Genomic DNA, 22,370 nt, shown 5'->3' on the forward strand with positions numbered 1-22,370 from the left:
GGGTGCACGGCTGGGTCAGGACTCGCGGTTGCGCACGGCGCTGCTCCTTCCGGCTCGGGTGGGCTGGGGCTTCGGTTCAGGACTCGCGGTTGCGCACGACAGGTCTCCTCCCAAACGCAGGTGAACGGGGGTCATGGCGACTCAGGACTCGCGATTGCGCATGTCGGCTCTCCTCCCAAGCGCAGGCGGACGGGGGTCACGGCGAAGCTCAGGACTCGCGGTTACGCACGACAGCTCCTCTCAAGCGCAGGCGGACGAGGGGCACGGCAGAGCTCAGGACTCGCGATTGCGCACGACAGCTCCTCTCAAGCACGGGCGGACGAGGGGCACAGCGGCTCAGGATTCGCGGTTGCGCATGACGGCCTCCCTCCGGCGGTTCGCGCGGACTTCGGGGCTCGGGGGCCTCAGGACTCGCGGTTGCGCATGGCGGCGGCCTCCCTTCACTGCTCCGAACGTGTGGCAATCATCGATCGCGGCCGCCCGGTGTGGTGGGGTGGATGCGGATCGTCGGATCACCCAGGGGAGTTGCACCGCCTTGAGTATGGACGGCGCCCGTCCGGCCCAACCCCGCGCGGGACGGATCCGTGGGGCGCTGAATCCTGCTCACTGGACCCTCTGGCGGCAGCGCGGGTCGCTGATCTTCTACTGCTTCCTCGTCGAGTCCGTGGCGCTCGTGGCCACCACCTGGAGCGCCGTGGAAGTCCCCGCGCGCGGGTGGGACGTGGCCGTCTTCGGCGTCCTCGCGGGCCTCGGGGTGCTGCAGGCCGAGCTGGGCCGGAAGATCGAACGCGTCCGACGTCTGGTGTCCGACACCCCGCACATCAACCTGACGTCGGTCTGGACGTTCGCCGGCGTGCTGCTCCTGCCGCCCGCCTTGGTCACCGCGCTGATCGCCGTCCTCTACCTGCACCTGGCGACGCGCAGCCTCGCGAAGATCAAGCGCGTCCCGCCGTTCCGGACGACGCTGAACGCGACGCTGGTCGTCATCACCTGCTACTCGGCCGAACTCGTCCTGAGCCGTCTCGGTGTCCCGGACATGTACGCCGCGCTGACGGCGGGCTGGCGCGGCGTCACGGCCATCACGCTGGCCGCCGTCACGTACTTCCTGGTCGCGGCGATCACCATCGTCCCGGCGCTGACCATCACCAAGCGCACGATCAAGGCGTTCTTCGGCGGCCTCGGCGACAACCTCCTCGAGGTCGCGACGCTCTGCCTGGGCCTGCTCACGGCGTTGACGCTGGCGACGCTGCCCGCGCTCGCCGTCGCGATCGTGCCGCCGCTGCTGGTGCTGCACCGGGCGGTGCTCATCAAGCAGCTGGAGATCGCCGCGACGACCGACGAGAAGACCGGCCTGTTCAACACGACCGGGTGGCACTTGCTCGCTTCACGCGAGCTGGCGCGCGCCCAGCGGAGCACGCGCAGCACGTTCGGCGTGCTGATGATCGACCTGGACTACTTCAAGCTGATCAACGACGAGCACGGCCACCTGGCGGGCGACACGGTGCTGCGCGCGGTCGCGGCGACGATCAAGAGCGCCGTCCGCGACTACGACTCGGTCGGCCGCTTCGGCGGCGAGGAGTTCGTCGTCCTGCTGCCGGACATCGGACCGGCGGCGGTCCTGGCGGTGGCCGAGCGCATCCGTTCGGCGATCGAGTCCCTGCGCGTCGAGTACGAGGACGGCACGGGCACCCGCGCGATCGGCGGCCTGTCCGCCTCCATCGGCGTCGCCACCTACCCGGACGGCGGAACGGCCGTCGACCGCCTGCTGCAGGCCGCGGACAAGGCCCTCTACCGAGCCAAGGACGCGGGCCGCAACCAGGTGGTCGACGGCACGGCGATCGCCTAGGACGCCGCGGCGAGGACGGCCTGCTCCACCTCGCGGCGCCACCCCGGCTCGATGCGGCCGCTCCTCGGGGTCACCGCGAACGAGTCCACCACCGCTCCGCCCAGGGTCGATGCCTTGGCCCAGCGGACCTCCGCGTCACAGCGGCGCAGCGCTCCCGCCACGCGGAACAGCAACCCGATGCGGTCGGCCGCGCGCAGTTCCAGGACCACCGTGTCCGGGCCCGATGTCTCGTCGTCGAACCAGAGCACCTTGGGCGCCACCGGCGCCGGCGACCCGTAGTCACGCTCCTTCGCCGCCAGGCGCTGCGTCAGCGGCAACGTGCCCGCCACCGCTCGGGCGAACTGCTCCCGCAGCAATGTCGCGTCCGGGAGCGACCCGAACTTCGGCGAGGCCGTGAACACCCCCGCGCGGCCGCCGTTGTGGCCGCGCAGGACCGCCGAATGGACCTCCAGGGAGTTCAGGGCCAGCACGCCCGCCGCCGGGGCCAGGAGCTCCGCCCTGGCCGGGACCGCCAGCAGGACCGTGACCACCTTCCCATGCGAGCTGATGCGGATCTCTCCCGTGCCCGAGGCCACCGCCGATGCGACGAGCTCGCGTTGTTCATCGTCCATCGGCGAGGGGGCCGTGAAACCCTTGCCATGCAACACTTCTTCGCAGCCCGACACCAGCTCCGCCAGCAGGCGTGCCTTCCAGTCCGTCCACACCCCGGGGCCTGTTGCCAGCGAGTCGGCCTGGGTCAGGGCGTGCAACAACTCGACCAGGACGATGTCGCTGTCCAGGGTCTTCACCACGCGGGCCACCGTGGCCGGCTCGCTGATGTCGCGCCGGGTTGCCGTGTGCGGCAGCAGGAGGTGGTGGCGGACCATTGCCGACACCGTGGCGACGTCGGCCGGGGTGAGGCCCAGCCTGGTCGCGACCTGGGCCGAGATCTTGGCGCCCAGCTCCGAATGATCGGCGTCGCGGCCCTTGCCGATGTCGTGCAGGAGCGCGCCGATCAGCAGCAGGTCCGGGCGGGACACCGTGGTCGTCAGCTTGGCCGCCTCGACGCACGTGCGGACCAGGTGCCGGTCGACCGTCCACTGGTGCACCGGCGAACGCGGCGGCAGGTCGCGGACCGCGCCCCACTCCGGGAACAGGCGGGACCACAGGCCCGTCCGGTCCAGGGACTCGACCGCGTCGACCAGGCCTTCGCCCGCGCCCAGGAGCTCGACCAGCGCGTTGAGCGCCTCGGCCGGCCACGGTGCGCGCAGCTCCGGCGCCGACTCGGCCAGCGCTTTGAGCGTGCCGAGCGCGATCGGCTTGCCCGTGCGCGCCGACGCCGCCGCGACCCGCAGGAGCAGCGCCGGGTCGCGGGCCGGGACGGCGTCACGGGCCAGCGCCACCTCGTTGCCGTGCAGCACCACGTTTTCCGCGAGCGGCGTCCGCGACGGGCGTCGCCCGAAGCGCGACCGGGGTGGCTCCACAGTGGACCGCAGTGCCACGTCCAGCGCGTACGCGATCGTGCGGCCCGCTCCGGACAGCTTGCGGGCCAACGTGAACCGGTCGCCGAAGCCGAGCTCGGCCGCGACCAGTTCGGCCTCCGGCGCGGACAGGACGTCCCGTTCACGCCTGATCTCGCGCCGTAGCTCCGTGCGGACGTCGAGGAGAAGTCCTTTCGCTTCCAGGAGTTCCTCGCCCGGACGCGCGGTGAGCTGCGCCGCGGCGAGGGCTTCCAGCACGGCGAAGTCCCGCAGGCCGCCCCGGCCGTGCTTGAGGTCCGGTTCGGCGGACTGCGCGATTTCGCCGCTGCGGGCCCAGCGCTGCCGGACCGACGCCGTCAAGTCCGGGATCTGCTTGCGCGCCGTACGGCGCCACTGGTCGCGCGCCGCGGACGCCAGGCGGCCGCTCAGCTCGGCGTCCCCGGCGAGGTGCCGGGCGTCGAGCAGGCCCATGGCCACGCGCAGGTCCTCCGAAGCGACCTTCAGCGCCTCACCCGGCGTGCGGACCGAGTGGTCGAGCCCGACTTTCGCGTCCCACAACGGATACCAGAGCGCGTCCGCGATCTCGCCGACACCGCTGTTGCCGTTGTGCACCAGCAGCAGGTCGAGATCGGAGAACGGCACCAGTTCCCGGCGGCCGAGCCCGCCCACGGCGACCAGCGCGACACCCGGTTCCGCGGTGTCGACGCCGGCCGCCGAGGCTCCCCTGCCCAGCCAGAACTCGTAGAGGTCGACCAGGGCCGCCCGCAAAGCGGACGCCCCCAGCCTCCCGTGCCTGCCCTCGAGCAGTCGCTCGGTGGCCTTGACCAGTTCGCCCCCGTCGGCCATCCCAGACGCCTTATAGGGCGTCCGTGCCGCGCTCGCCGGTCCGTACCCGGATGACGGTCTCCACCGGCGTCACCCACACCTTGCCGTCACCGATCTTGCCGGTGTGCGCGGCCGTGGTGATGGCCTCGAGGACCTTCTCCACGTTGGTGTCGTCGGTGACGACCTCGACCTTCAGCTTGGCCACGAAGTCCACCGAGTACTCCGCGCCGCGGTAGACCTCGGTGTGGCCCTTCTGCCGGCCGTAGCCCTGGACTTCGCTGACCGTCATGCCCAGCACGCCCAGCTGCTCCAGCGCGGAGCGGACGTCGTCGAGCGTGAACGGCTTGACAATCGCCGTGATGAGCTTCATGCCTTGCTCTCCTCGAGTTTCGCGGCCGGGGTGGCGGACTTGACCGGGATGGTCGTCGGCTGGCCGAGGCCACCGCCGGAGCCGGTGAAGTCGTACGCGCTTTCCGCGTGCTGGGCTTCGTCGATGCCGCTGACCTCGTCCTCGGTGCTGACGCGGAAGCCGCCGGCCTTCTTGATCACGAAGCCGATGATGAAGGACAGCACGAAGGAGTACGCGAGCACCGCACCGGCGGCCGCGGCCTGGCGCCCCAGCTGGGTGAACCCGCCGCCGTAGAACAGGCCGTCCGCACCGAGCGCGTTGACGCTGGTGGTGCCGAAGAAGCCGATCAGCAGCGTGCCGACGATGCCGCCGACCAGGTGGACGCCGACGACGTCGAGGGAGTCGTCGAAGCCGAACTTGAACTTGAGCGAGATGGCGAGCGCGCAGACCGCACCGGCGATGAGGCCGATCGCAATGGCCCCGATCGGGCTCACGAAACCACACGCCGGGGTGACGGCGACCAGGCCGGCGACCGCGCCCGAAGCCGCGCCGAGGGTGGTCGGCTTGCCGAACTTGAGCTGCTCCACCAGCAGCCAGCCGAGGACGGCGGCGGCGGTGGCGACGGTGGTGTTGGTGAACGCGACCGCGGCGAGGTCGTTGGCGGCCAGCGCCGAACCGGCGTTGAAGCCGTACCAGCCGAACCACAGCAGCGACGCACCGAGGAGCACGAACGGGACGTTGTGCGGGCGCCCGGTGTCCTTCGGCCAGCCCTTGCGCTTGCCGAGCACGATGGCGAGGGCGAGACCCGCGGCACCGGCGTTGATGTGGACCGCGGTACCACCGGCGAAGTCGAGTGCCTTGAGGTTGTTGGCGATCCAGCCGCCGACGGCGTTCTCGCCGATGAAGCCGTTGAAGGAGAACACCCAGTGCGCGACCGGGAAGTACACGACCGTCACCCAGATGACGACGAACAGCGTCCAGCCCCAGAACTTCGCGCGGTCGGCGATGGCGCCGGAGATCAGCGCGGGCGTGATGATCGCGAACATCAGCTGGAACATCACGAACGCGAGCACCGGCAGCGCGTCCGAACCGGGCCAGGCGACCGCCGGCGTGGTGTCGGTGGCGGCGACCGCGAACCCGGCGAGCTTCCCGAAGGTGTTTTCGAGGCCGGCGAAGTGGAAGTTACCGAGGAAACCTCCGAAAGCGTCGTCGCCGAACGACATCGAGAAGCCGTACAGGGCCCACAGCACCCCCACCACGGCCAGCGCGATGAAGTTCATCATCAGCATGTTCAGGACGCTCTTCGCGCGGACCATGCCGCCATAGAAAAACGCCAGTCCTGGGGTCATGAGCATGACCAGCGCGGCGCTGGCCAATACCCACGCGGTGTCTCCTGCGTTCAGCACATCGTCCTCCCGTGCCCTGGGTTCGTGCGTTGGCAGTTTTGGCGCGCGGTGTTTCACGGGGCGGCGCGCGAGGTTTCGCCCGCGTGAACTGTCCGCGCCCGGTTGTTACGGCCAGGTTTCCCGCGACCCCTCCTGGAGTGTCCGGTTGCGAAACGTCGTGGTCGAATATCCCCATGACACCGGCCGACCACGGGAATGACCCACTGCCACCCCCGGTCGTCGCGGCCCTGCGGTGTTCGGTGTGCGGTGACCCGATCGGCGCAGCGGGACGCACGCTGCGTTGCGGGAATCGCCACTCTTTCGATCTAGCCCGGCAGGGTTACGTGAACCTGTTGCACGCGCGAATCCCGGCCGGGACGGCGGACACCGCACCGATGGTCGCGGCGCGCGCGGACTTCCTCGCCTCGGGCGCGTACGAGCCCCTCGCCGACGAGCTGGCCCGTGTCTGCGCGTCGGCCGGCGGGCTGGTGGTCGACGCCGGCGCGGGCACGGGGTACTACCTCGCGCGGGTGCTGGACGGGTCGGAGGCGTTCGGCCTCGCGCTGGACGTCTCGGCGGTCGCGCTGCGGCGCGCGGCGCGGGCCCACCCGCGGCTGGGCGCGGCGGTGTGGAACCTGTGGGAGCCGTGGCCGGTGGGCGACGGCGTGGCGTCGGTCGTGCTGAACGTCTTCGCGCCGCGCAACGGGCCGGAGTTCCACCGCGTGCTGCGTCCCGGCGGCCTGCTGGTCGTCGCCGCGCCGGCCCCGGACCACCTCCGCGAGCTGGGCGACCTCGTGCTGGCCGTCGACGAGCGCAAGGACGAGCGCCTGGACGCCACCCTCGGCGAGCACTTCACGCGCACCGGCCGCACGGAGGTCCGGCGCGAGGTCGAGCTGACGCCACGGCAGGTGCGCCAGGCGGTCGAGATGGGGCCCGCCGGGTTCCACCTGGACCGCGACGGCCGCCGCGAGCGCCTGGACGCGCTGAGCGAGTCCCAGGTGGTGACGATCTCGTTCACGGTCTCCACGTACCGGCCGCGCTGAGTCTGGAAGGGTGAAGGCGTGAAGCCCGACTGGACCGCGTCCGCGACCCGGCTCGCGGACGCGGAGTGGGTGCGGGCCCGCATCGGCGGCGCCGCGAAGCTGTACGGCTGCGCGCGCCCCGAGGTGCTCGGGACGATCTGGTGGTACTCGCTGTCGTCGGTCCTCGTGGCCCCGGCCATGGAGGGCCTGGTGGCCGGAGCGCCGGTCGATCCTTCGTTGGCCGCCGTGGAGCTCGACCTCGTCGCCGACGGGCGGTTCCTCGGCGCCCGATCGACCCGTCCGCTGGACGGTGGCCTCCCCGCGGTGGGCGCCGCCCTCACCGATGCTCTCGGCACCGCGATCAGCACCATCGCGGCCGTCAGCGGGGCGCGGGAACGCGCGCTCGGCGCGATCGCCACCGACTCCATCGGCAACCGGCTGCTGTGGACGCCGGATCCGGAGCGCGCGATGGCCCTCGCCGAACCCCTCGTCGCCGCGATCGGCCTGGACCTGCCGAAGCCGCGCTTCGTGCGCGTCGGCCGCACCCCGGCCGTACGGCGTGCTTCGTGCTGCCTGATCTACGAAGTCGGCAACCCCAAGTGCGTGAGCTGCCCGCGCCAGACGCCGTCAGAGCGCGAAGCCCGCCTTCGCGCCGCCCTGGGTTAGAGCACCGCCAGTTCCAACGCCGCCAGCCGCTCGGGATCGGCGATGACCTCGATGCCGGTGATGCGGTCGCCGTCGACGCGGAACGCCAGGACGACGGCCAGCCGCCCGTCGCGCACCATGAGCAGGCCGGGGGCGCCGTCGACCAGGACGAGTTCGCTCGCCCGCGCCCGCTCGGACGCCAGGATCGCGCCGCGGCGGACGCTCTCGGCACCGCGCAGCTCGATCGGCGCCGGGCTGGGGCCGACGAACCGGTCGGCGTGCAGCACCACGTCCGGGTCGAGCAGGGACAGCAGCGCTTCGAAGTCGCCGCCGCGCGAGGCCGCCAGGAACGCTTCGACGACCTTGCGCCGCCGGGGCAGGTCCGCGTCCGCCGCCTCGCCGCCCTTCACCCGGCGGCGGGCGCGGCTCGCGAGCTGCCGGGTGGCGGCCGGGGTCTTGCCGATCACCGGCGCGATCTCGTCGAAGGGCACCGCGAACATGTCGTGCAGCACGAACGCGACGCGCTCGGCCGGCCCCAGCGCGTCGAGCACCACCAGCAGCGCGAGCCCGACGGTGTCGGCCAGCTCGGCCTCCTGCCCGGGGTCGCGGCGGTCGTCGTCCGGCTCGGGCTGGGCCTCCAGGGGCTCTTCGCGGTGGTTGCGGCGCGTGCGCAGCAGGGACAGGCACACCCGGGCGACCACGGTGGTCAGCCACGCGGGCAGGTTGTCGATCTCGCCGGTGTCGGTGCGGTGGAACCGCAGCCACGCCTCCTGGACGGCGTCGTCGGCTTCGGCGGCCGAGCCCAGCATGCGGTAGGCGACCGCCCGCAGCCGCGGCCGCTCCCGTTCGAACCGCTCGGTCAGCGCGTCCACTGTGTCTGGTCCCTTCCGTCGCCGCTCGTAGCAGTAGACCCCGCGGCGGCGGGCGATGTGACCGGAATGAACGTGATCCGCGTCATCCGGCGGTGCGGCGCAGGACGCCGGCCAGCAGGGCCGCGGGCTCGGACAGCGGCCCCGGGAGGCGCGCCAGCAGCACCCGCCGCCGCTCCGCCGGGCCGCCGCGCACGTCCAGCACCCGCACGCCCGGCGGCACGGCGTCGGCGAGCGACGCGGGCAACGTCGTCAGCCCGCAGCCGGCGGCGACCAGGTTCAGTTTGGCCAGCCAGTCGCGGGCGGTGTGGGCGATCTCGGGCCGCTCGTCGAGGCCCGGCCAGACGCCCATCAGCGTGTCCTCCCCCGACGACGGCCCGGCGATCCAGCGCTGCCCGCGCAGTTCGGCGACGTCGACCGGGCCGGCGCCGGCCAGCGGGTGGCCCGCGGGCACGGCGAGGCGGAGGCTGCGTTCGGCGAGCGTCTCCAGGTGCAGTGCCGGCGTTTCGGCGTCGGGCGGGCGGAACGGCGGGACCGAGCCGAGAACGGCGAGGTCGATCGTGCCCGCGCGCAGGGCCCGGACGAGGACCGGCGTCGTGCCTTCCCGGGTGACCGCGGTGATGGCGGGGTGCGTGCGCCGGAGTTCGGCGACCGCGCGGGGCACCAGGACCGCGCCCGCGCTGGGGAACCAGCCCAGGCGGACCGTGCCGGCGTCGGCGGGCAGCCCGGCCAGCTCGCGCCCGGCGGCGGCGATCTCGTCGAGCACCGCGATGGCGTGGCGCAGCACGACGGCCCCGGCGGCGGTGAGGCGGACGCCGTCGGGCCTGCGTTCCAGCACGGGTGTCCGGGCCACCCGTTCGAGGGACGCGATCTGCCGCGACACCGCGGACTGCGTGTACCCGAGCGCTTGGGCGGCCGCCGTGAGCGTGCCGCGCTCGGCGACCTCGCGGAACACGCGCAGGGCGACCAGGGAGACGTCACCGAAGTCCATGACGTCCACGCATACCAGGCTTGCTTGATTCTCGCTTTCCGCATGGCATTCGCGCTCTTAGCGTGGCGGTATGACACGCACTGCTGTGGTGACCGGGGCCAACCAGGGCCTCGGCTTCGCCCTCGTCCGCGGGCTCGCCGCCCGCCTCGCTCCCGAAGACCTCGTCCTGCTCACCGGCCGCGACGCCGGGCGGGTGGCTGCGGCCGTTTCGAGGGTCGCCGCCGACCCGGCGACGCGCAGCCGGGTCGAGGGGCGCGTCCTCGACGTCTCCGACCCGGCCGCGGTGGCGCGATTCGCCGCGCCGGTCGACATCGTGCTCTCGAACGCCGTCGGCCCGCTCGACCCGGGCCGCCCGCAGGCCGAGCAGGCGGACGTCTTCATCGACGTCGCGAACGGCGGCACCCACGCGGTGCTGCGGTCGTTCGGCCCGGTCCTGCGGCCGGGCGGGCGGCTGCTGGTCGTGGCCAGCTCGCTGGGCACCCTGGACCACCTGCCCGAGCCGCTGCGGGCACGCTTCGACGGCGTCTCCCTGGACGAGGTGGAGAAGGCGGTCGAGGACTGGCGCGCGGCGATCCACGACGGCACGGCCGCCGCGGCGGGCTGGCCGGAGTGGATCAACGTGCCGTCGAAGGTGGCGCAGGTCGCGGCGGTCCGCGCGGTGGCGGCTCGCCGCCGGGAGGCCGACCTCGCGGCCGGCACCCTGCTGGCGGCGGTCTGCCCGGGGTTGATCGACACCCGGGCGTCGCGGCCGTGGTTCAGCGACTTCAGCCAGGCCCAGACCCCGGACGAGGCGGCGCGGGCGGTGCTGGACCTGGTGTTCGCCGACGTGGACCCGGCGACCTACGGCGAACTGGTGCGGTTCGGGCGGGTGCTGCCCTGGCGGAGCTGATTCACAGCACGCAGAACTCGTTGCCCTCGGGATCCGCCAGCACGAAGTGGTCGGGCCGGCCGTCCAGCTTGTCCTCGCGCAGGACGGTCGCGCCCGCGGCGGTCAGGCGGGCGATCGCCTCCACCACCCGCTCCCAGCGGGTCTCCCACGGCACCTCGCGGCCGCCGCCGGCCTGGACGTCCAGGTGGAGGCGGTTCTTCGCGACCTTGGCTTCGGGCACCTTGAGGAAGCTCAGGCTCGGCAGGACGCCCTCCGGGTCGGTCAGGTACGCGCCGTCGTCCCACTCGTCCTCGGGCACGCCGTTGTCGGCGAACCACGCCTCCCAGCTCGCGAACCCCGCCGGGGGCGGGCGCTCGATGTAGCCGAGGGCCACCGCCCAGAACCTCGCCAGCACGCGGGGTTCCGCGCAGTCGATCGTCACGCTCCAGCGCACCGTCACGAGAGTGGAGCGTAGCCGCAAGAGGCTCGCTGCACCGCGCGTAACAAGACGCATCGCGGTCACGACTTTCCCGGCACGTTGTACCGGCCGAGAGGGTGGGCGAACAGCCGAATGGACATCGCCATTTCCGTGAACGATCCAGCGCTGCAGGAGTCGTTGCTCGACTGGCTGCGCGGCGACCCCGACTTGCGGCCGGTGGTGAAGAAACGTTTCGAGGCGCCGAAGCCGGGCGAACTGGGAACGATCGCGGACGCGCTGGTCATTTCGGTCGGCAGCGGCGGAGCCCTGACCGTTCTCGCCTCCGCGTTGAAGGCGTGGGTTCAGCGGCCCCGTGGCCGGCACGTCGTCCTCCGGGTGAGCCGTGGCGAACACGGTGAGCAGACCACGGAAATCGACGCCGACCGAATCGGCCCGGACGACCTCGAAGCGATCCTCGACCGCTTGTTCCGGGAGGACGAATCGGCATGACGCCCGCGGTCCGAGGCGAATCGCGCGTCGTGCTCATCGGCACGTCCCAATACACCGACGAGCGCCTTCCGCCCATTCCCGTCGTCGAACAGTGCCTGCACGACATGCGGGAGGTCTTCACGGATCCGGACCACGGCCTCGTCCAGGGCGAGCACTGCACGGTCCTGCTCGACGAACCGGACATCGCCCAGCTGGGGCGGCGGATCCGTGAGGCGATGGCGGGCGCGACGGGTCTCCTGGTCGTCTACTTCGTCGGCCACGGCATCATCGGCCGACGGCACGAGCTGTACCTCGGCCTGCCCGACAGCGACCTCGAACATCCGACATTCGGGTCCTTGTCCTACGACGCGCTGCGAGACCAGATCCTGGACAGCCCGGCGCGCACGAAAGTCGTCATCCTGGACTCCTGCTATTCGGGCCGGGCGATGGGTGAAACGCTCGCGGACCCGGTCGGGGCGGTCGTCGGCCAGCTCGACATCGACGGGACCTACCTGATGACGTCCGCCCAGCGCGACCAGGTCGCCCTGGTGCTCGACGGCGAGCCGCACACCGCGTTCACCGGCCGGCTGCTGCGAGTGCTGAAGACGGGGATCCCGGAAGCGGGCGAATACCTGACGGTCGACGACGTCTTCCAGCACCTGTCGGCCACGATGACGGCCGCCGGACTGCCTCGGCCGCAGAAGCGCGGCAGCCAGAACTCGGGCCGGTTCCGGATCGCGCGCAACCACGCCATCTCGGCGGAGAACGAAGAGGACCTGGACAGGCGGATCACCGAAGTCGTCCGGCGGGGCCGGGCCGTGAGCTGGCAGCAGCAGCTGCCCGACCTGCAGAAGATCCTGGCCCGCCAGCAGGCAATCCTCGGCGACCGGCACGCGAAGGTTTGGCGCACCGAGCAGCTCGTCGCCCACGCGATCGGCGAAGGCGGCGACCCTTCGGCAGCGGTCGACCGGCTGCGGAACCTGCTCGCCCGGCAGTCCGCCGAGCTCGGCGACGAGCACACCGACACGCTGCGGTCACGGCATCTGCTCGCGGTGAACCTCGGTGAATCGGGACTACGGGAAGAAGCGGTCGGCATGCTTCGCGCCCTTCTGCCAGAAGTCCGGCGGATACTGGGGCACCGCGCTCCGGACGCGCTGCGCACACACCACGTGCTCGCCATCAACCTCGCCCTGCTCGGGCACACGGACGAAAGCGTGGCTCTCCTGAGGGAGAACTTGGCTCTGCAGGAGATCCCGCAGAGTTCTGACGCCGCCGAAGTCCTGCGGATCCGGCGGGATCTGACGCTCCTGGGAAGCGAACCACCGATGCCGGAGGACGACGACTTTGTTTGAGCGCTTCACCGCCCGGGCACGACGGGTCGTCGTCCTGGCTCAAGAAGAAGCCAGGATGCTGAACCACAATTACATCGGAACCGAGCACCTCCTCCTGGCACTGTCCGGCGAAGGTGAAGCCGGCGCGGCGTACGCACTCCAAACCGCCGGCGTGACCCACGACTCGATCCATCAGGACGTGGTCGAGGTCATCGGGTCCGGCTCCCACCAGCCGGAAGGGCACATTCCCTTCACCCCGCGCGTGAAGAAGGTGCTCGAGCTCGCCTTGCGGGAATCTCTGCAACTCGGCCACACCTACATCGCGACCGAACACCTTCTGCTCGGCCTGATCCGCGAAGGCGAGGGGGTCGGCGTGCAAGTCCTGGTCAAGCGGGGCGTCCAGCTCGGTGAACTACGCAAATTCACGGTGAAGCTCGTTGCCGAGGGCAGGGAAGGAGCGACGCTCCCGGACGACCGGGAACGCGCTGAGTCCCCTTCCCCTGCCGCTCGGGCGCGGCCGTCGTCGCTGGATCAGCTCGGGCGGAACCTCACCCGGCTGGCCCGGGACGAAGCGCTGGTCCCCACCGTCGGGCGGACCAAGGAAATCGATCGGGTCGTACAGGTCCTGTCCCGTCGGACCCGGCACAATCCGGTCCTCGTCGGCGAACACGGTGTCGGCAAGACAGCCGTCTTCGACGGTCTGGCGCAGCGGATCGTCGCCGGCGACGTGCCGGAGCAGCTGAAAGGCCGGGAGATCCATTCGCTCGAGCACGGCGGCCGCGAAAGCGGCCGCCTGCGGGAAGCGCTGGCCGAAGTCAGGGCGCGCAAGGACGTCATCCTGCTGCTCGACGACATCTCCGAACTGTTCCACGGCGGTCACGCCGAGGTGTTCGGCGCGGCAGTGCTCCACGGCGACATCCTCGTCGGGTGCACCGCGACACCCGCGAGCTACCGCGCCGTCATGGCCGATAGCCCCGCTCTGACGCAGCTCTTCCAGCCGATCCAGGTGGCAGAGATGTCCACCGACTCGGCAGTGGAGGTCTTGCGCGTCATGCGCAGCCGGCTCGCCGATCACCACCACCTCGTCATCGAGGACGAAGCGCTGGCCGCGGCCGTCGAGCTGTCTGCGCGCTACAACAGGCAGCACCGGCTGCCGAGAAGCGCGATCGATCTGATCGACGAAGCCTGCGCGCGCAGCGCCGGGGCACAGAGCCTCGGCGAGGCGGATCTGAGCAGGACCATGCAGGATCTGCGGAATGAGTGGAGAGTGGAAGCGCAACTCCTCGGTGGACTCCAACCCGTCTCGGGCGGGCCGCCCACACACTCTGCGCCGGAGGCGTTCCTGCAGGTCTACGGTGGTGTGGACACCGAGATCTGGCGGATCGGCTGAGCCCACTCGCCGGAACGGATGGCAACGCCTCGAGCCCGCCCGTACCGTGGGCTGCGATGAGTGAACGCAGCTGGGGCTTCCGCACCCGCGCCCTGCACGCGGGCGGCACGCCCGACCCGGCGACCGGGGCGCGGGCCGTGCCGATCTACCAGACCACGAGCTTCGTCTTCGAAGACGCCGCCGATGCCGCGAACCTCTTCGCGCTGCAGAAGTACGGGAACGTCTACAGCCGGATCGGGAATCCGACCGTCGCCGCCTTCGAAGAGCGGATCGCCAGTCTCGAAGGGGCCATCGGCGGGGTGGCCGCCGCCAGCGGGCAGGCCGCGGAGTTTCTCACCTTCAGCTCGCTCACCGAGGCCGGCGACCACATCGTCTCCGCGAGCGGCCTCTACGGCGGGACCGTCACCCAGCTCACCGGCACGCTCCGGCGCTTCGGCGTCGAGACCACGTTCGTCAGCGGCGGCATCGACGACTACGCCGCCGCCGTCACCGATCGGACGCGGCTGCTCTACACCGAGGTCATCGGCAACCCCGGCGGCGGCATCGCCGACCTCGCCGCGCTGGCGGACCTGGCGCACGCCCACGACATCCCGCTGGTCGTCGACGCCACCCTCGCCACGCCGTACCTGTGCCGCCCGATCGAGCACGGCGCCGACATCGTGCTGCACTCGGCGACGAAGTTCCTCGGCGGGCACGGGACCACACTCGGCGGGATCGTCGTCGAGTCCGGGAAGTTCGACTGGGGCAACGGGAAGTTCCCGCGGATGACCGAGACCGTCGACAGCTACGGCGGCCTCCGGTACTGGGAGAACTTCGGCGAGTACGCGTTCTGCACCCGGCTGCGCGCCGAGCAGCTGCGGGACATCGGCGCGGTCCTCTCGCCGCACTCGGCCTTCCTGCTGCTGCAGGGCGTCGAGACGCTCCCCCAGCGGATGGACGCGCACGTGGCGAACGCCCGGGCGGTCGCCGAGTACCTCGAAGCCGACCCGCGCGTGGCCTGGGTGTCCTATGCCGGGCTGCCGTCGCACCCGCACCACGACCTGGCCCGCCGGTACCTCCCCGCCGGGCCGGGCGCGGTGTTCTCCTTCGGCATCGACGGCGGCCGTGCGGCCGGCGAGAAGTTCGTCGAATCGGTGGAGCTGCTGTCGCACCTGGCGAACGTCGGGGACGCGCGGACGCTCGTCATCCACCCGGCCTCGACCACACACGCGCAGCTGTCGGAGGAGCAGCTCGCCGCCGCGGGCGTCGGGCCCGACCTGATCCGCCTGTCGGTCGGGCTGGAAGACCTCGACGACATCCTCTGGGACCTCGACCAGGCCCTCGGCAAGGCGGTGGCCGGATGACTCACGAGATCAGCGCCGCCGAGCGGCGCGCGATCCTGCGGCGGACGCGGTCGGTGACGCTGGTCGGCGCGTCGGCCAACCCGGCGCGGCCCAGCTACTTCGTCGCGACCTACCTGCTTTCGTCGACGCGCTACGAGGTCGACTTCGTCAACCCGCGCCTGGACACCCTGTTCGGGAAGCCGGTGTACGCGTCGCTGAAGGACGTCCCGGGCGAACCGGACCTGGTCAGCGTGTTCCGCAAGCACGACGACCTGCCGCAGGTCGCCGAGGAGGTCATCGACGCCGGCGCGCGGACGCTGTGGCTGCAACTCGGGTTGTGGCACGAACCGGTGGCCGACCGGGCGCGCGAAGCGGGTCTGGACGTCGTGATGAACCGGTGCGTGAAGATCGAGCACGCGCGCTTCGCCGGCGGGCTGCACCTGGCCGGGTTCAACACCGGCGTGATCAGCTCGCGGCGGCAGTCGGCGCCGTAGGGAAGACCACGGCGGCGGCCGCTGTTGGCTCGGGTATGACCTTGGGGATCACGTTCTCCGGCGGCCCGACCGCCCTCCTGGAGCTGGGCGGCGTCCGGCTGCTCACCGACCCGACCTTCGACGCGCCCGGCGACCACCCGAGCGGTGAGCGCGTGCTGGTCAAGACCGAGGATTCGGTGCTGACCGAAGAGGCGGCCGGGGTGGTGGACGCCGTCCTGCTGTCGCACGACCAGCACCCCGACAACCTCGACGACCGCGGCCGCGCGTACCTCGCGACGGTGCCGCTGACACTGATCACGCCCAGCGGCGCCGCGCGGCTCGGCGGGACGGCGCGGGGCCTGGAGCCGTGGGAATCGACGCAGGTGGGCCCGCTGACCGTCACGGCGGTCCCGGCGCTGCACGGGCCGCACGGGGCCACGCGGCTCACCGGGGACGTCACGGGCTTCGTGCTGACCGGCGACGAGCTGCCGACGGTGTACGTGAGCGGTGACAACGCGTCGGTGGACGTGGTCCGCGAGATCGCGGCGCGGTTCCGGGTGGAGATCGCGGTGCTGTTCGCCGGCGCGGCCCGGACGCCGCTGTTCGACGGGGCACCGCTGACCCTGACCAGCGCGGACGCGGCCGACGCGGCGAAGGTGCTGGGCGCGCGGAAGGTGGTTCCGCTGCATTTCCGCGGCTGGGGGCACTTCAGCGAGGGGCCGGAGACGCTGCGGGAGGCCTTCGAGGCGGCCGGGCTGGCGGACCGGCTCGTGCTGCTCGAGCCCGGGGAGCGCGCGGAGGTGTGACGAGCCTGGTCGTGACCCTAGGCCTAAATGCCTCATCGATGTGGCAATTAAGCCTAGGGTGCGAGAGCGGGTCCGGCGGGGGGCCGTGAGAGGCTGGCGGCATGGCCAAGCCGACCCCGCTGCAGTTCCGGAACCTCCTCGTGGCCGCCCTCGCGGCCGCCGGCTTCGTGTGGAGCATCGTCGCGGGCATGCCGTGGTGGGTCAGCGCGATCATCGGCTGCGCCTGCGTCCTGTCGCTGGCCTCCGCCTACCTCAACCGCCCCGACGCGAACTGACCGCGAGCCGCCCGCGGGATGCGGCGGCCCGCGGTCCGGTCAGCGCGTCTTGTCGAACCGGGCCTTCAGGTTCGTCCGGCCCGCCTCCGTGAGCCGGCCGAACAGGCGCAACCGGGCCAGGCCGCCGTCCGGGTAGATGTCGAGGCGCGCCTCCGTCACCTCCGGGCCGTCCGGGAGCGCGAACCGGTGCCGGGTGTCCGGCTGCAACCGCGTCTTCGGCAGCAACGGGACCCACTCGCCGTACGTCTCCCGGCCGCTCACCGAGGCCCAGCCCGGCGCGTTGCCCTTCAGGTTGCTCGTGTCCAGCTCCACGAACCGGACGATCCCGGCGCCCGCCAGCCGGAGCGTCACCCAGTCGTTGCCCGCGTCGCGGCGGCGGGCCGTCTCCCAGCCCTCCGCCTGGTGGGCCGCCAAGCCCGGCGAGAGGATGTTGTTGGGCGACGAATAGAACCGGTTGCTGCAGCCCGTGACGATCGCGCCGTTCTCGAGCGCCGCCAGGTCGAGCGCGTCCACGTCCAGCAGCGCCGGGTCCGGGATCGGTGCGCCGTGGACGCGCAGGCGGGCCACTCCCCCGTCCGGGTGCTGCGTCAGCCGGACGTGCGTGTACCGCCGGGAACCGTTGACCGCGTAGAAGTTCTCCGTGTGGCCCGCGGCCGGCGCGCGGTCGACCAGGACGTCCCACTCGGCCGCGGCCACCTCCGCCGCCGACGGGTAGCCCGGGAGCGACGTCGCTTCCACCGAGACGAACGGGGGGTAATTGCCCTTGAAGAACGCCGTGTCGACGATGACGCCGGTGATCGTGCCGGCCAGGCCGAGGCGGACGATCGCCTGGTCGTCGCCCGGTTCGCGGTGGCGGCGGGTCTCCCAGCCGTCGTAGACCTGGCCCTTGGGGCCGAACGTCTCCGCGCGGTGCGCCGGCACCCACGGGTTGACCAGGTTCTCCTTTTCGGCGAACAGCTCGTCGGTCGCCCACATCACCGTGCCGCCGAAGCGGCGGGACGCGAGGTCGGGCAGTTCTGTCCACTCCGGACGGTCGGACACCAGCGCCTCCATTTCAGCAGTTCCCCCGGGTCAGCAGCGCGCCGCGCGGCTCGTCGCCGGTGATCTCGGTGCCCCGCAGCCACGTCGAGCGCACGACGCCGGCGAGCGGCCGCCGGTCGTAGGCGCTGACCGGGTTGCGGTGCTTCAGTTTCGCGACGTCGACCACGAACGCCTCGTCCGGCGCGAACACGCAGAAGTCCGCGTCGTACCCCGCCGCCAGGTGGCCCTTGCGGCGCATCCCGGCCAGCGCCGCCGGGCGCTCGGCCATCCAGCGGACGACGTCGGTGAGCGCGAACCCGCGCTGCCGCGCCTGCGTCCAGATCGCCGGCAGCCCCAGCTGCAGGCTGGAAATCCCGCCCCACGCCTGGCCGAAGTCGCCGCTGTCGAAGCGTTTCAGCTCCGGCGTGCACGGCGAATGGTCGCTGACGATCGTGTCGATCACGCCGTCGGCGAGGCCCCGCCAGAGCAGCTCGCGGTTGGCCGCCTCGCGGATCGGCGGGCAGCACTTGAACTGCGTGGCGCCGTCGCGGATCTCCTCGGCGACGAAACTCAGGTAGTGCGGGCAGGTCTCCGCTGTCAACGCCACGCCGTCGCGGCGCGCGGAAGCGATCAGCGGCAGAGCGTCCGAAGAGGACAGGTGCAGGATGTGCGCTCGCGCGTCGTTCCGGCGGGCCGCCTCGATGACGTGGGAGATCGCGAGGTTCTCCGCCTGCCGCGGCCGCGAGTGCAGGAAGTCGACATAGCGACCGCCGTGCGGCTCTGGGGCCGCGTCGATCTCGTGGGCGTCCTCGGCGTGGACGATCATCAGCGCGTCGAAGGAACCCAGCTCCCGCAACGCTTCGTCGAGCCCGGCCGGGTCGAGCGGCGGGAACTCGTCGACGCCGGAGTGCAGCAGGAAGCACTTGAAGCCGAACACCCCGGCGTCGTGCAGGCCGCGCAAGTCCCCCGCGTTGCCCGGGATCGCGCCGCCCCAGAAGCCGACGTCGACGTGCACCCGGCCGGTCGCCGCCGTGCGCTTGACCTCCAGGGCCGCGACGTCGACCGTCGGCGGCAGGCTGTTCAGCGGCATGTCCACGATCGTGGTCACCCCGCCCGCCGCGGCCGCGCGGGTCGCCGTCTCGAAGCCTTCCCACTCGGCGCGGCCGGGGTCGTTGACGTGGACGTGCGTGTCGACCAGTCCCGGCAGCAGGACGACGTCGTCACCGAGGTCGAGGACCCGGTCGCCGGTCAGCGAGGCGCCGCCGGGTTCGACGGCGACGATCCGGCCGCCGTCGACACCGATGGTCGCCGGGACCTCACCCTCGCGTGTCACGGCCCGGGCGGCGCGCACCACAAGATCCATCCGAAGCCCTTCGTCGGGAGGAATGACCCGCCGATTTCACAGTACGGAACGGCGGTTTCGCACAACGACAGTAACCACGGCGCGCGCCGCTCGTCAACGACGGACGTCGCGCGTTACGGTCATCTTCGTGCGGCTAGAAGCGGAGTTCACCAGCGAACCGTTCCACGGCGAGGGTTCGCCGCCCGAGCACGCCGTCGCCGCGCGCGACGCCGCCGCGGAAGCCGGGCTGGACACCGATTTCGGCCCGCTCGGCACGCTCGCCCGCGGCGAGGCGAAGGAGCTGCTCGAAGCCCTCCCGGCGATCGCGAAGGCGGCCTTGGACGGCGGCGCCACGCGCGTCACGCTGCAACTGCGCCGGGCCGACGATCCGGGCAGCGCCCCCGTCGTCGAGCTGAACGACGCCCTCGCCCGGCTGATCGCCGACGTCGAGCGGGAACTGGGCGCCAAGCTGGGCGAACTCGACCGCGCGGGCAAGCAGCGGGCGGTGCGGCTGCTGCGCGAACGCGGCGCCTTCGGGCTCCGGAAATCCGTCTCTTCGGTGGCCGACGCGCTGGGCGTCACGCGCTTCACCGTCTACAACTACCTCAACCGGGAAGCCGACTGACCAGCGCTTTCAACAAAATGTTGACGTAACTTCGGCGCCGACGTACGGTCGGTCCGTGCTGCTCTCCGAGTTCAACACCACCGACGTCCGCCCGCTGCTGACGGACTGCCTCGCCGTGCCACGGTGGGTCGAGGCCGTGGCCGCCGGGCGGCCGTACGCCGACCTCGACGCGCTGAAGGCCGCCGCCGAGCTGCCGTTGAGCAGCGACGAGATCCGGCAGGCGATGGCCGCGCACCCGCGGATCGGCGAGAAACCGGCGGGCGGCTTCGCCCGGTCCGAACAGTCCGGTGTGGACAATCCCGCCGCGTTCGCCGCCGCGAATGCCGAGTACGAAGCCAAGTTCGGGCACGTCTACCTGGTCTGCGCGAGCGGCCGCAGCGGCGACGAACTCCTGGGGATCCTGCGCGAACGGCTGACCAACGACCCGGCCACCGAGCTCGCCGTCGCCGGCCGTGAGCTGCTGAAGATCGCCGAACTCCGACTCGCGAAAGCGGTGACCGCGTGAGCCTCGTGACCACCCACGTCCTCGACACGGCGGCCGGACGCCCGGCCGCGGGAATCGGCGTCCGCTTCGAGACCGCCGACGGGAAGCCGATCGCCGAGGGCCGCACCGACGACGACGGCCGCATCCGCGACCTCGGCCCGGAAACCCTGGCGCCGGGCGCCTACCGGCTGGTCTTCGCCACCGGCGCCTACCTGGGCCCGGACGCCTTCTTCCCGGAGGTCACCCTGACCTTCCGGATCGCCGACGGCATCGCGCACCACCACGTGCCGCTCCTGCTCAGCCCGTTCGCCTATTCGACCTACCGAGGGAGTTGACCGTGGCCATCACCCTGGGCCCCAACCAGTACGGCAAGGCGGAGGTCCGCCTGGTGACGGTGCGCCGCGACGGCCCGGTGCACCACCTGAAGGACCTGACCGTGTCGACGTCGCTGCGCGGCGAGCTGGCCGCGACGCACCTGACCGGTGACAACGCCGGCGTGCTGGCGACCGACACGCAGAAGAACACGGTGTACGCCTTCGCGAAGGAGGCGCCGGTCGGCGAGATCGAGGACTTCGGCCTGCGGCTGGCCCGCCACTTCGCCGGCTCGCAGGAGAACATCACCGGCGCGCGGATCAAGCTCGAGGAGCACGGCTGGGACCGGATCGCCGTCGCCGGCGAGCCGCACGACCACGCGTTCAGCCGCTCCGGCGACGAGCGCCGCACGACGGCGGTGACGGTCCAGGGCGACCGCGCCTGGGTGGTCTCCGGCATCGACGGCCTGACGCTGCTGAAGTCGACGGGCTCGGAGTTCCACGGCTTCCCGCGAGACCGGTACACGACCCTCGCCGAGACGAACGACCGGATCCTGGCGACGGCGGTCACGGCGAAGTGGCGCTACCAGGGCGAGAACCTCGACTGGGCGGAGAGCCACCGCGAGATCCGGCGGCTGATGCTGGAGACGTTCGCGACCAAGCACAGCCTTTCGCTGCAGCAGACGCTGTACGCCATGGGCGAGTCGGTGCTCGAAAAGCGGCCCGAGGTCGCCGAAGTGCGACTGTCCCTGCCGAACAAGCACCACTTCCTGGTGGACCTGAGCCCGTTCGGGCTGAAGAACGACAACGAAGTGTTCTACGCGGCGGACCGGCCGTACGGCCTGATCGAGGGCACAATCCTGCGCGACGACGCCGAGGACCCGGGCCCGGCCTGGGACATCCACTGACTCAGGGCGGGTACCTCAACGGCCCGAACGAGACGCGGACGCCCAGACCGGCACCCCACCCAGACCTCCCCCACCACCCCGATCCGAAGCCCAAACACGGCCGGTGGTGCCGGGTCAAGGCACGCTTTCCCGCCTTGACGCGGTACCACCGTCCGTAGTGACAATCGCGGCTTCGGGGTGGTGGGCACCCGAGCCGGGTTGGATAGAACGCTCTAGCAAGCACGTATCCTCGATGCCATGGCAGGGACGAAGGAACGCATCATGGCCGCCGGCGCCGAGCTCTTCCGGCGCAACGGTTACGCCGGTACCGGCCTGAAGCAGATCGTCGCCGAGGCCAGCGCGCCCTTCGGGTCCCTCTACCACTTCTTCCCCGGCGGCAAGGAGCAGCTCGGCGAGGAGGTCATCCGCACCTCCGGGCTCGCCTACATCGCCCTTTTCGACCTCTTCATCGCGCCGGCGGACGACGTCGTCAGCGGCATCGAAGCCTTCTTCGCCGCCGGGATCGCGACGCTCGAAGCCACCGACTACGTCGAAGGGTGCCCGATTGCGACCGTGGCCCTCGAGGTCGCCTCCACCAACGAGCCGCTGCGGAAGGCCACCGCCGACGTCTTCACCGCGTGGATCGACGCCGGGACCGGGAAGTTCGCGAAGTTCGGGCTGAGCCGGGAAGCCGCCCGGACCCTCACCATCACCGCCGTCAACAACCTCGAAGGCGCCTTCGTCCTCTGCCGCTCGCTGCGGGACACCGAAGCGATGGCCGTCGCCGGAGCCGCCACGGTCGACGTTGCGCGGCGGCTTCTCCAGGAAAACTCGCAACTTTAGTCGGTAATCGAACACAAATCACCAACATGGCGCTTGACCGCGCAGCAAGCAACAGCGTATTGGTCTAGTCCTCCTGCCTCACACCGTCGTTCGG

At 71.6% G+C, this 22,370-nt stretch carries 24 protein-coding genes; 16 read left to right on the top strand and 8 right to left on the bottom strand.

Annotated features, from left to right (window positions below; translation table 11 throughout):
- The first annotated feature begins 541 nt into the window (after positions 1-541).
- Positions 542-1,846, top strand: a complete 1,305-nt coding sequence (locus ACWEF6_RS16425; RefSeq protein ID WP_449683682.1) for a GGDEF domain-containing protein — start codon at positions 542-544, stop codon at positions 1,844-1,846.
- Here the strand turns inward: ACWEF6_RS16425 and ACWEF6_RS16430 are convergent.
- Genes ACWEF6_RS16430 through ACWEF6_RS16440 form a run of 3 tightly spaced genes read right to left on the bottom strand, consistent with a single transcriptional unit; the run spans position 1,843 to position 5,886 of the window.
- Positions 1,843-4,152 (bottom strand): [protein-PII] uridylyltransferase, encoded by a 2,310-nt coding sequence (locus ACWEF6_RS16430; protein ID WP_449683683.1) that lies wholly within the window; start codon positions 4,150-4,152, stop codon positions 1,843-1,845. The two genes, ACWEF6_RS16425 and ACWEF6_RS16430, sit on opposite strands and share 4 nt — an antisense overlap.
- A gap of 10 nt (positions 4,153-4,162) precedes the next feature.
- Entirely contained in the window at positions 4,163-4,501 is a 339-nt protein-coding gene (locus ACWEF6_RS16435; protein WP_013223833.1) for a P-II family nitrogen regulator, read from the bottom strand.
- Positions 4,498-5,886, bottom strand: a complete 1,389-nt coding sequence (locus ACWEF6_RS16440) for an ammonium transporter (RefSeq protein WP_449683684.1) — start codon at positions 5,884-5,886, stop codon at positions 4,498-4,500. The genes ACWEF6_RS16435 and ACWEF6_RS16440 overlap by 4 nt, the downstream gene beginning before the upstream one ends.
- Positions 5,887-6,059: 173 nt before the next feature.
- On the opposite strand from ACWEF6_RS16440, the gene ACWEF6_RS16445 reads away from it, so the two are divergent.
- Positions 6,060-6,908 carry a putative RNA methyltransferase gene (locus ACWEF6_RS16445; protein ID WP_449683685.1) on the top strand — a complete coding sequence of 283 codons (849 nt, stop codon included), beginning with the start codon at positions 6,060-6,062 and terminating at the stop codon, positions 6,906-6,908.
- 18 nt (positions 6,909-6,926) lie between these two features.
- Entirely contained in the window at positions 6,927-7,553 is a 627-nt protein-coding gene (locus ACWEF6_RS16450) for a (2Fe-2S)-binding protein (RefSeq protein WP_449683686.1), read from the top strand.
- Here ACWEF6_RS16450 and ACWEF6_RS16455 read toward each other — a convergent pair.
- Together ACWEF6_RS16455 and ACWEF6_RS16460 are read right to left on the bottom strand one after the other, a co-directional pair.
- Positions 7,550-8,404, bottom strand: coding sequence for a sigma-70 family RNA polymerase sigma factor (locus tag ACWEF6_RS16455; RefSeq protein ID WP_449683687.1), 855 nt, complete (start codon positions 8,402-8,404; stop codon positions 7,550-7,552). The two genes, ACWEF6_RS16450 and ACWEF6_RS16455, sit on opposite strands and share 4 nt — an antisense overlap.
- A gap of 82 nt (positions 8,405-8,486) precedes the next feature.
- The gene (locus tag ACWEF6_RS16460) at positions 8,487-9,392 is read right to left on the bottom strand and encodes a LysR family transcriptional regulator (RefSeq protein ID WP_449683751.1); all 906 of its coding nucleotides are present in this window, start codon (positions 9,390-9,392) and stop codon (positions 8,487-8,489) included.
- Positions 9,393-9,462: 70 nt separating this feature from the next.
- Between ACWEF6_RS16460 and ACWEF6_RS16465 the strand changes: the two genes are divergently transcribed.
- Positions 9,463-10,281: an SDR family NAD(P)-dependent oxidoreductase gene (locus ACWEF6_RS16465; protein ID WP_449683688.1), complete on the top strand. Its 819-nt coding sequence runs from the start codon at positions 9,463-9,465 to the stop codon at positions 10,279-10,281.
- A gap of 1 nt (position 10,282) precedes the next feature.
- On the opposite strand, the gene ACWEF6_RS16470 is transcribed toward ACWEF6_RS16465, so the two are convergent.
- Positions 10,283-10,720, bottom strand: coding sequence for a VOC family protein (locus ACWEF6_RS16470; RefSeq protein ID WP_449683689.1), 438 nt, complete (start codon positions 10,718-10,720; stop codon positions 10,283-10,285).
- A gap of 111 nt (positions 10,721-10,831) precedes the next feature.
- Here ACWEF6_RS16470 and ACWEF6_RS16475 point away from each other — a divergent pair, with 111 nt between their 5' ends.
- From ACWEF6_RS16475 to ACWEF6_RS16505, 7 genes are all read left to right on the top strand, one after another.
- Entirely contained in the window at positions 10,832-11,188 is a 357-nt protein-coding gene (locus ACWEF6_RS16475) for an effector-associated constant component EACC1 (protein ID WP_449683690.1), read from the top strand.
- A complete protein-coding gene (locus ACWEF6_RS16480) occupies positions 11,185-12,519 on the top strand; it encodes a caspase, EACC1-associated type (RefSeq protein ID WP_449683691.1) in 1,335 nt (444 codons plus the stop codon). Before ACWEF6_RS16475 ends, ACWEF6_RS16480 begins: the two co-directional genes overlap by 4 nt.
- Positions 12,512-13,888 (top strand): Clp protease N-terminal domain-containing protein, encoded by a 1,377-nt coding sequence (locus ACWEF6_RS16485; RefSeq protein WP_449683692.1) that lies wholly within the window; start codon positions 12,512-12,514, stop codon positions 13,886-13,888. Before ACWEF6_RS16480 ends, ACWEF6_RS16485 begins: the two co-directional genes overlap by 8 nt.
- 56 nt (positions 13,889-13,944) lie before the next feature.
- Positions 13,945-15,231: an O-acetylhomoserine aminocarboxypropyltransferase/cysteine synthase family protein gene (locus ACWEF6_RS16490; RefSeq protein WP_449683693.1), complete on the top strand. Its 1,287-nt coding sequence runs from the start codon at positions 13,945-13,947 to the stop codon at positions 15,229-15,231.
- Entirely contained in the window at positions 15,228-15,704 is a 477-nt protein-coding gene (locus ACWEF6_RS16495) for a CoA-binding protein (protein ID WP_449683694.1), read from the top strand. Before ACWEF6_RS16490 ends, ACWEF6_RS16495 begins: the two co-directional genes overlap by 4 nt.
- Before the next feature lie 35 nt (positions 15,705-15,739).
- Positions 15,740-16,489: an MBL fold metallo-hydrolase gene (locus ACWEF6_RS16500; RefSeq protein WP_449683695.1), complete on the top strand. Its 750-nt coding sequence runs from the start codon at positions 15,740-15,742 to the stop codon at positions 16,487-16,489.
- Positions 16,490-16,590: 101 nt separating this feature from the next.
- Positions 16,591-16,764 carry a hypothetical protein gene (locus tag ACWEF6_RS16505; RefSeq protein WP_310974466.1) on the top strand — a complete coding sequence of 58 codons (174 nt, stop codon included), beginning with the start codon at positions 16,591-16,593 and terminating at the stop codon, positions 16,762-16,764.
- A 39-nt stretch (positions 16,765-16,803) separates the two neighbouring features.
- On the opposite strand, the gene alc is transcribed toward ACWEF6_RS16505, so the two are convergent.
- Positions 16,804-17,817, bottom strand: a complete 1,014-nt coding sequence (alc, locus tag ACWEF6_RS16510; protein ID WP_310974467.1) for an allantoicase — start codon at positions 17,815-17,817, stop codon at positions 16,804-16,806.
- Position 17,818: 1 nt separating this feature from the next.
- Positions 17,819-19,147 carry an allantoinase AllB gene (gene allB, locus ACWEF6_RS16515; protein ID WP_449683696.1) on the bottom strand — a complete coding sequence of 443 codons (1,329 nt, stop codon included), beginning with the start codon at positions 19,145-19,147 and terminating at the stop codon, positions 17,819-17,821.
- A gap of 127 nt (positions 19,148-19,274) precedes the next feature.
- On the opposite strand from allB, the gene ACWEF6_RS16520 reads away from it, so the two are divergent.
- The 5 genes from ACWEF6_RS16520 to ACWEF6_RS16540 all read left to right on the top strand — a co-directional run bounded on the left by ACWEF6_RS16520 (position 19,275) and on the right by ACWEF6_RS16540 (position 22,276).
- Entirely contained in the window at positions 19,275-19,751 is a 477-nt protein-coding gene (locus ACWEF6_RS16520) for a helix-turn-helix domain-containing protein (RefSeq protein ID WP_086837781.1), read from the top strand.
- Between the two features lie 55 nt (positions 19,752-19,806).
- Positions 19,807-20,256 (top strand): 2-oxo-4-hydroxy-4-carboxy-5-ureidoimidazoline decarboxylase, encoded by a 450-nt coding sequence (gene uraD / locus ACWEF6_RS16525; RefSeq protein WP_449683697.1) that lies wholly within the window; start codon positions 19,807-19,809, stop codon positions 20,254-20,256.
- Positions 20,253-20,570: a hydroxyisourate hydrolase gene (gene uraH / locus ACWEF6_RS16530; RefSeq protein ID WP_449683698.1), complete on the top strand. Its 318-nt coding sequence runs from the start codon at positions 20,253-20,255 to the stop codon at positions 20,568-20,570. The genes uraD and uraH overlap by 4 nt, the downstream gene beginning before the upstream one ends.
- Positions 20,571-20,572: 2 nt before the next feature.
- On the top strand, positions 20,573-21,454 hold the full coding sequence (gene pucL, locus ACWEF6_RS16535) for a factor-independent urate hydroxylase (protein ID WP_449683699.1): 882 nt from the start codon (positions 20,573-20,575) through the stop codon (positions 21,452-21,454).
- A gap of 237 nt (positions 21,455-21,691) precedes the next feature.
- Positions 21,692-22,276: a TetR/AcrR family transcriptional regulator gene (locus tag ACWEF6_RS16540; protein ID WP_449683700.1), complete on the top strand. Its 585-nt coding sequence runs from the start codon at positions 21,692-21,694 to the stop codon at positions 22,274-22,276.
- The last annotated feature ends 94 nt before the right edge of the window (positions 22,277-22,370 follow it).

It is taken from the genome of Amycolatopsis sp. NPDC004772 (genome assembly GCF_053601215.1).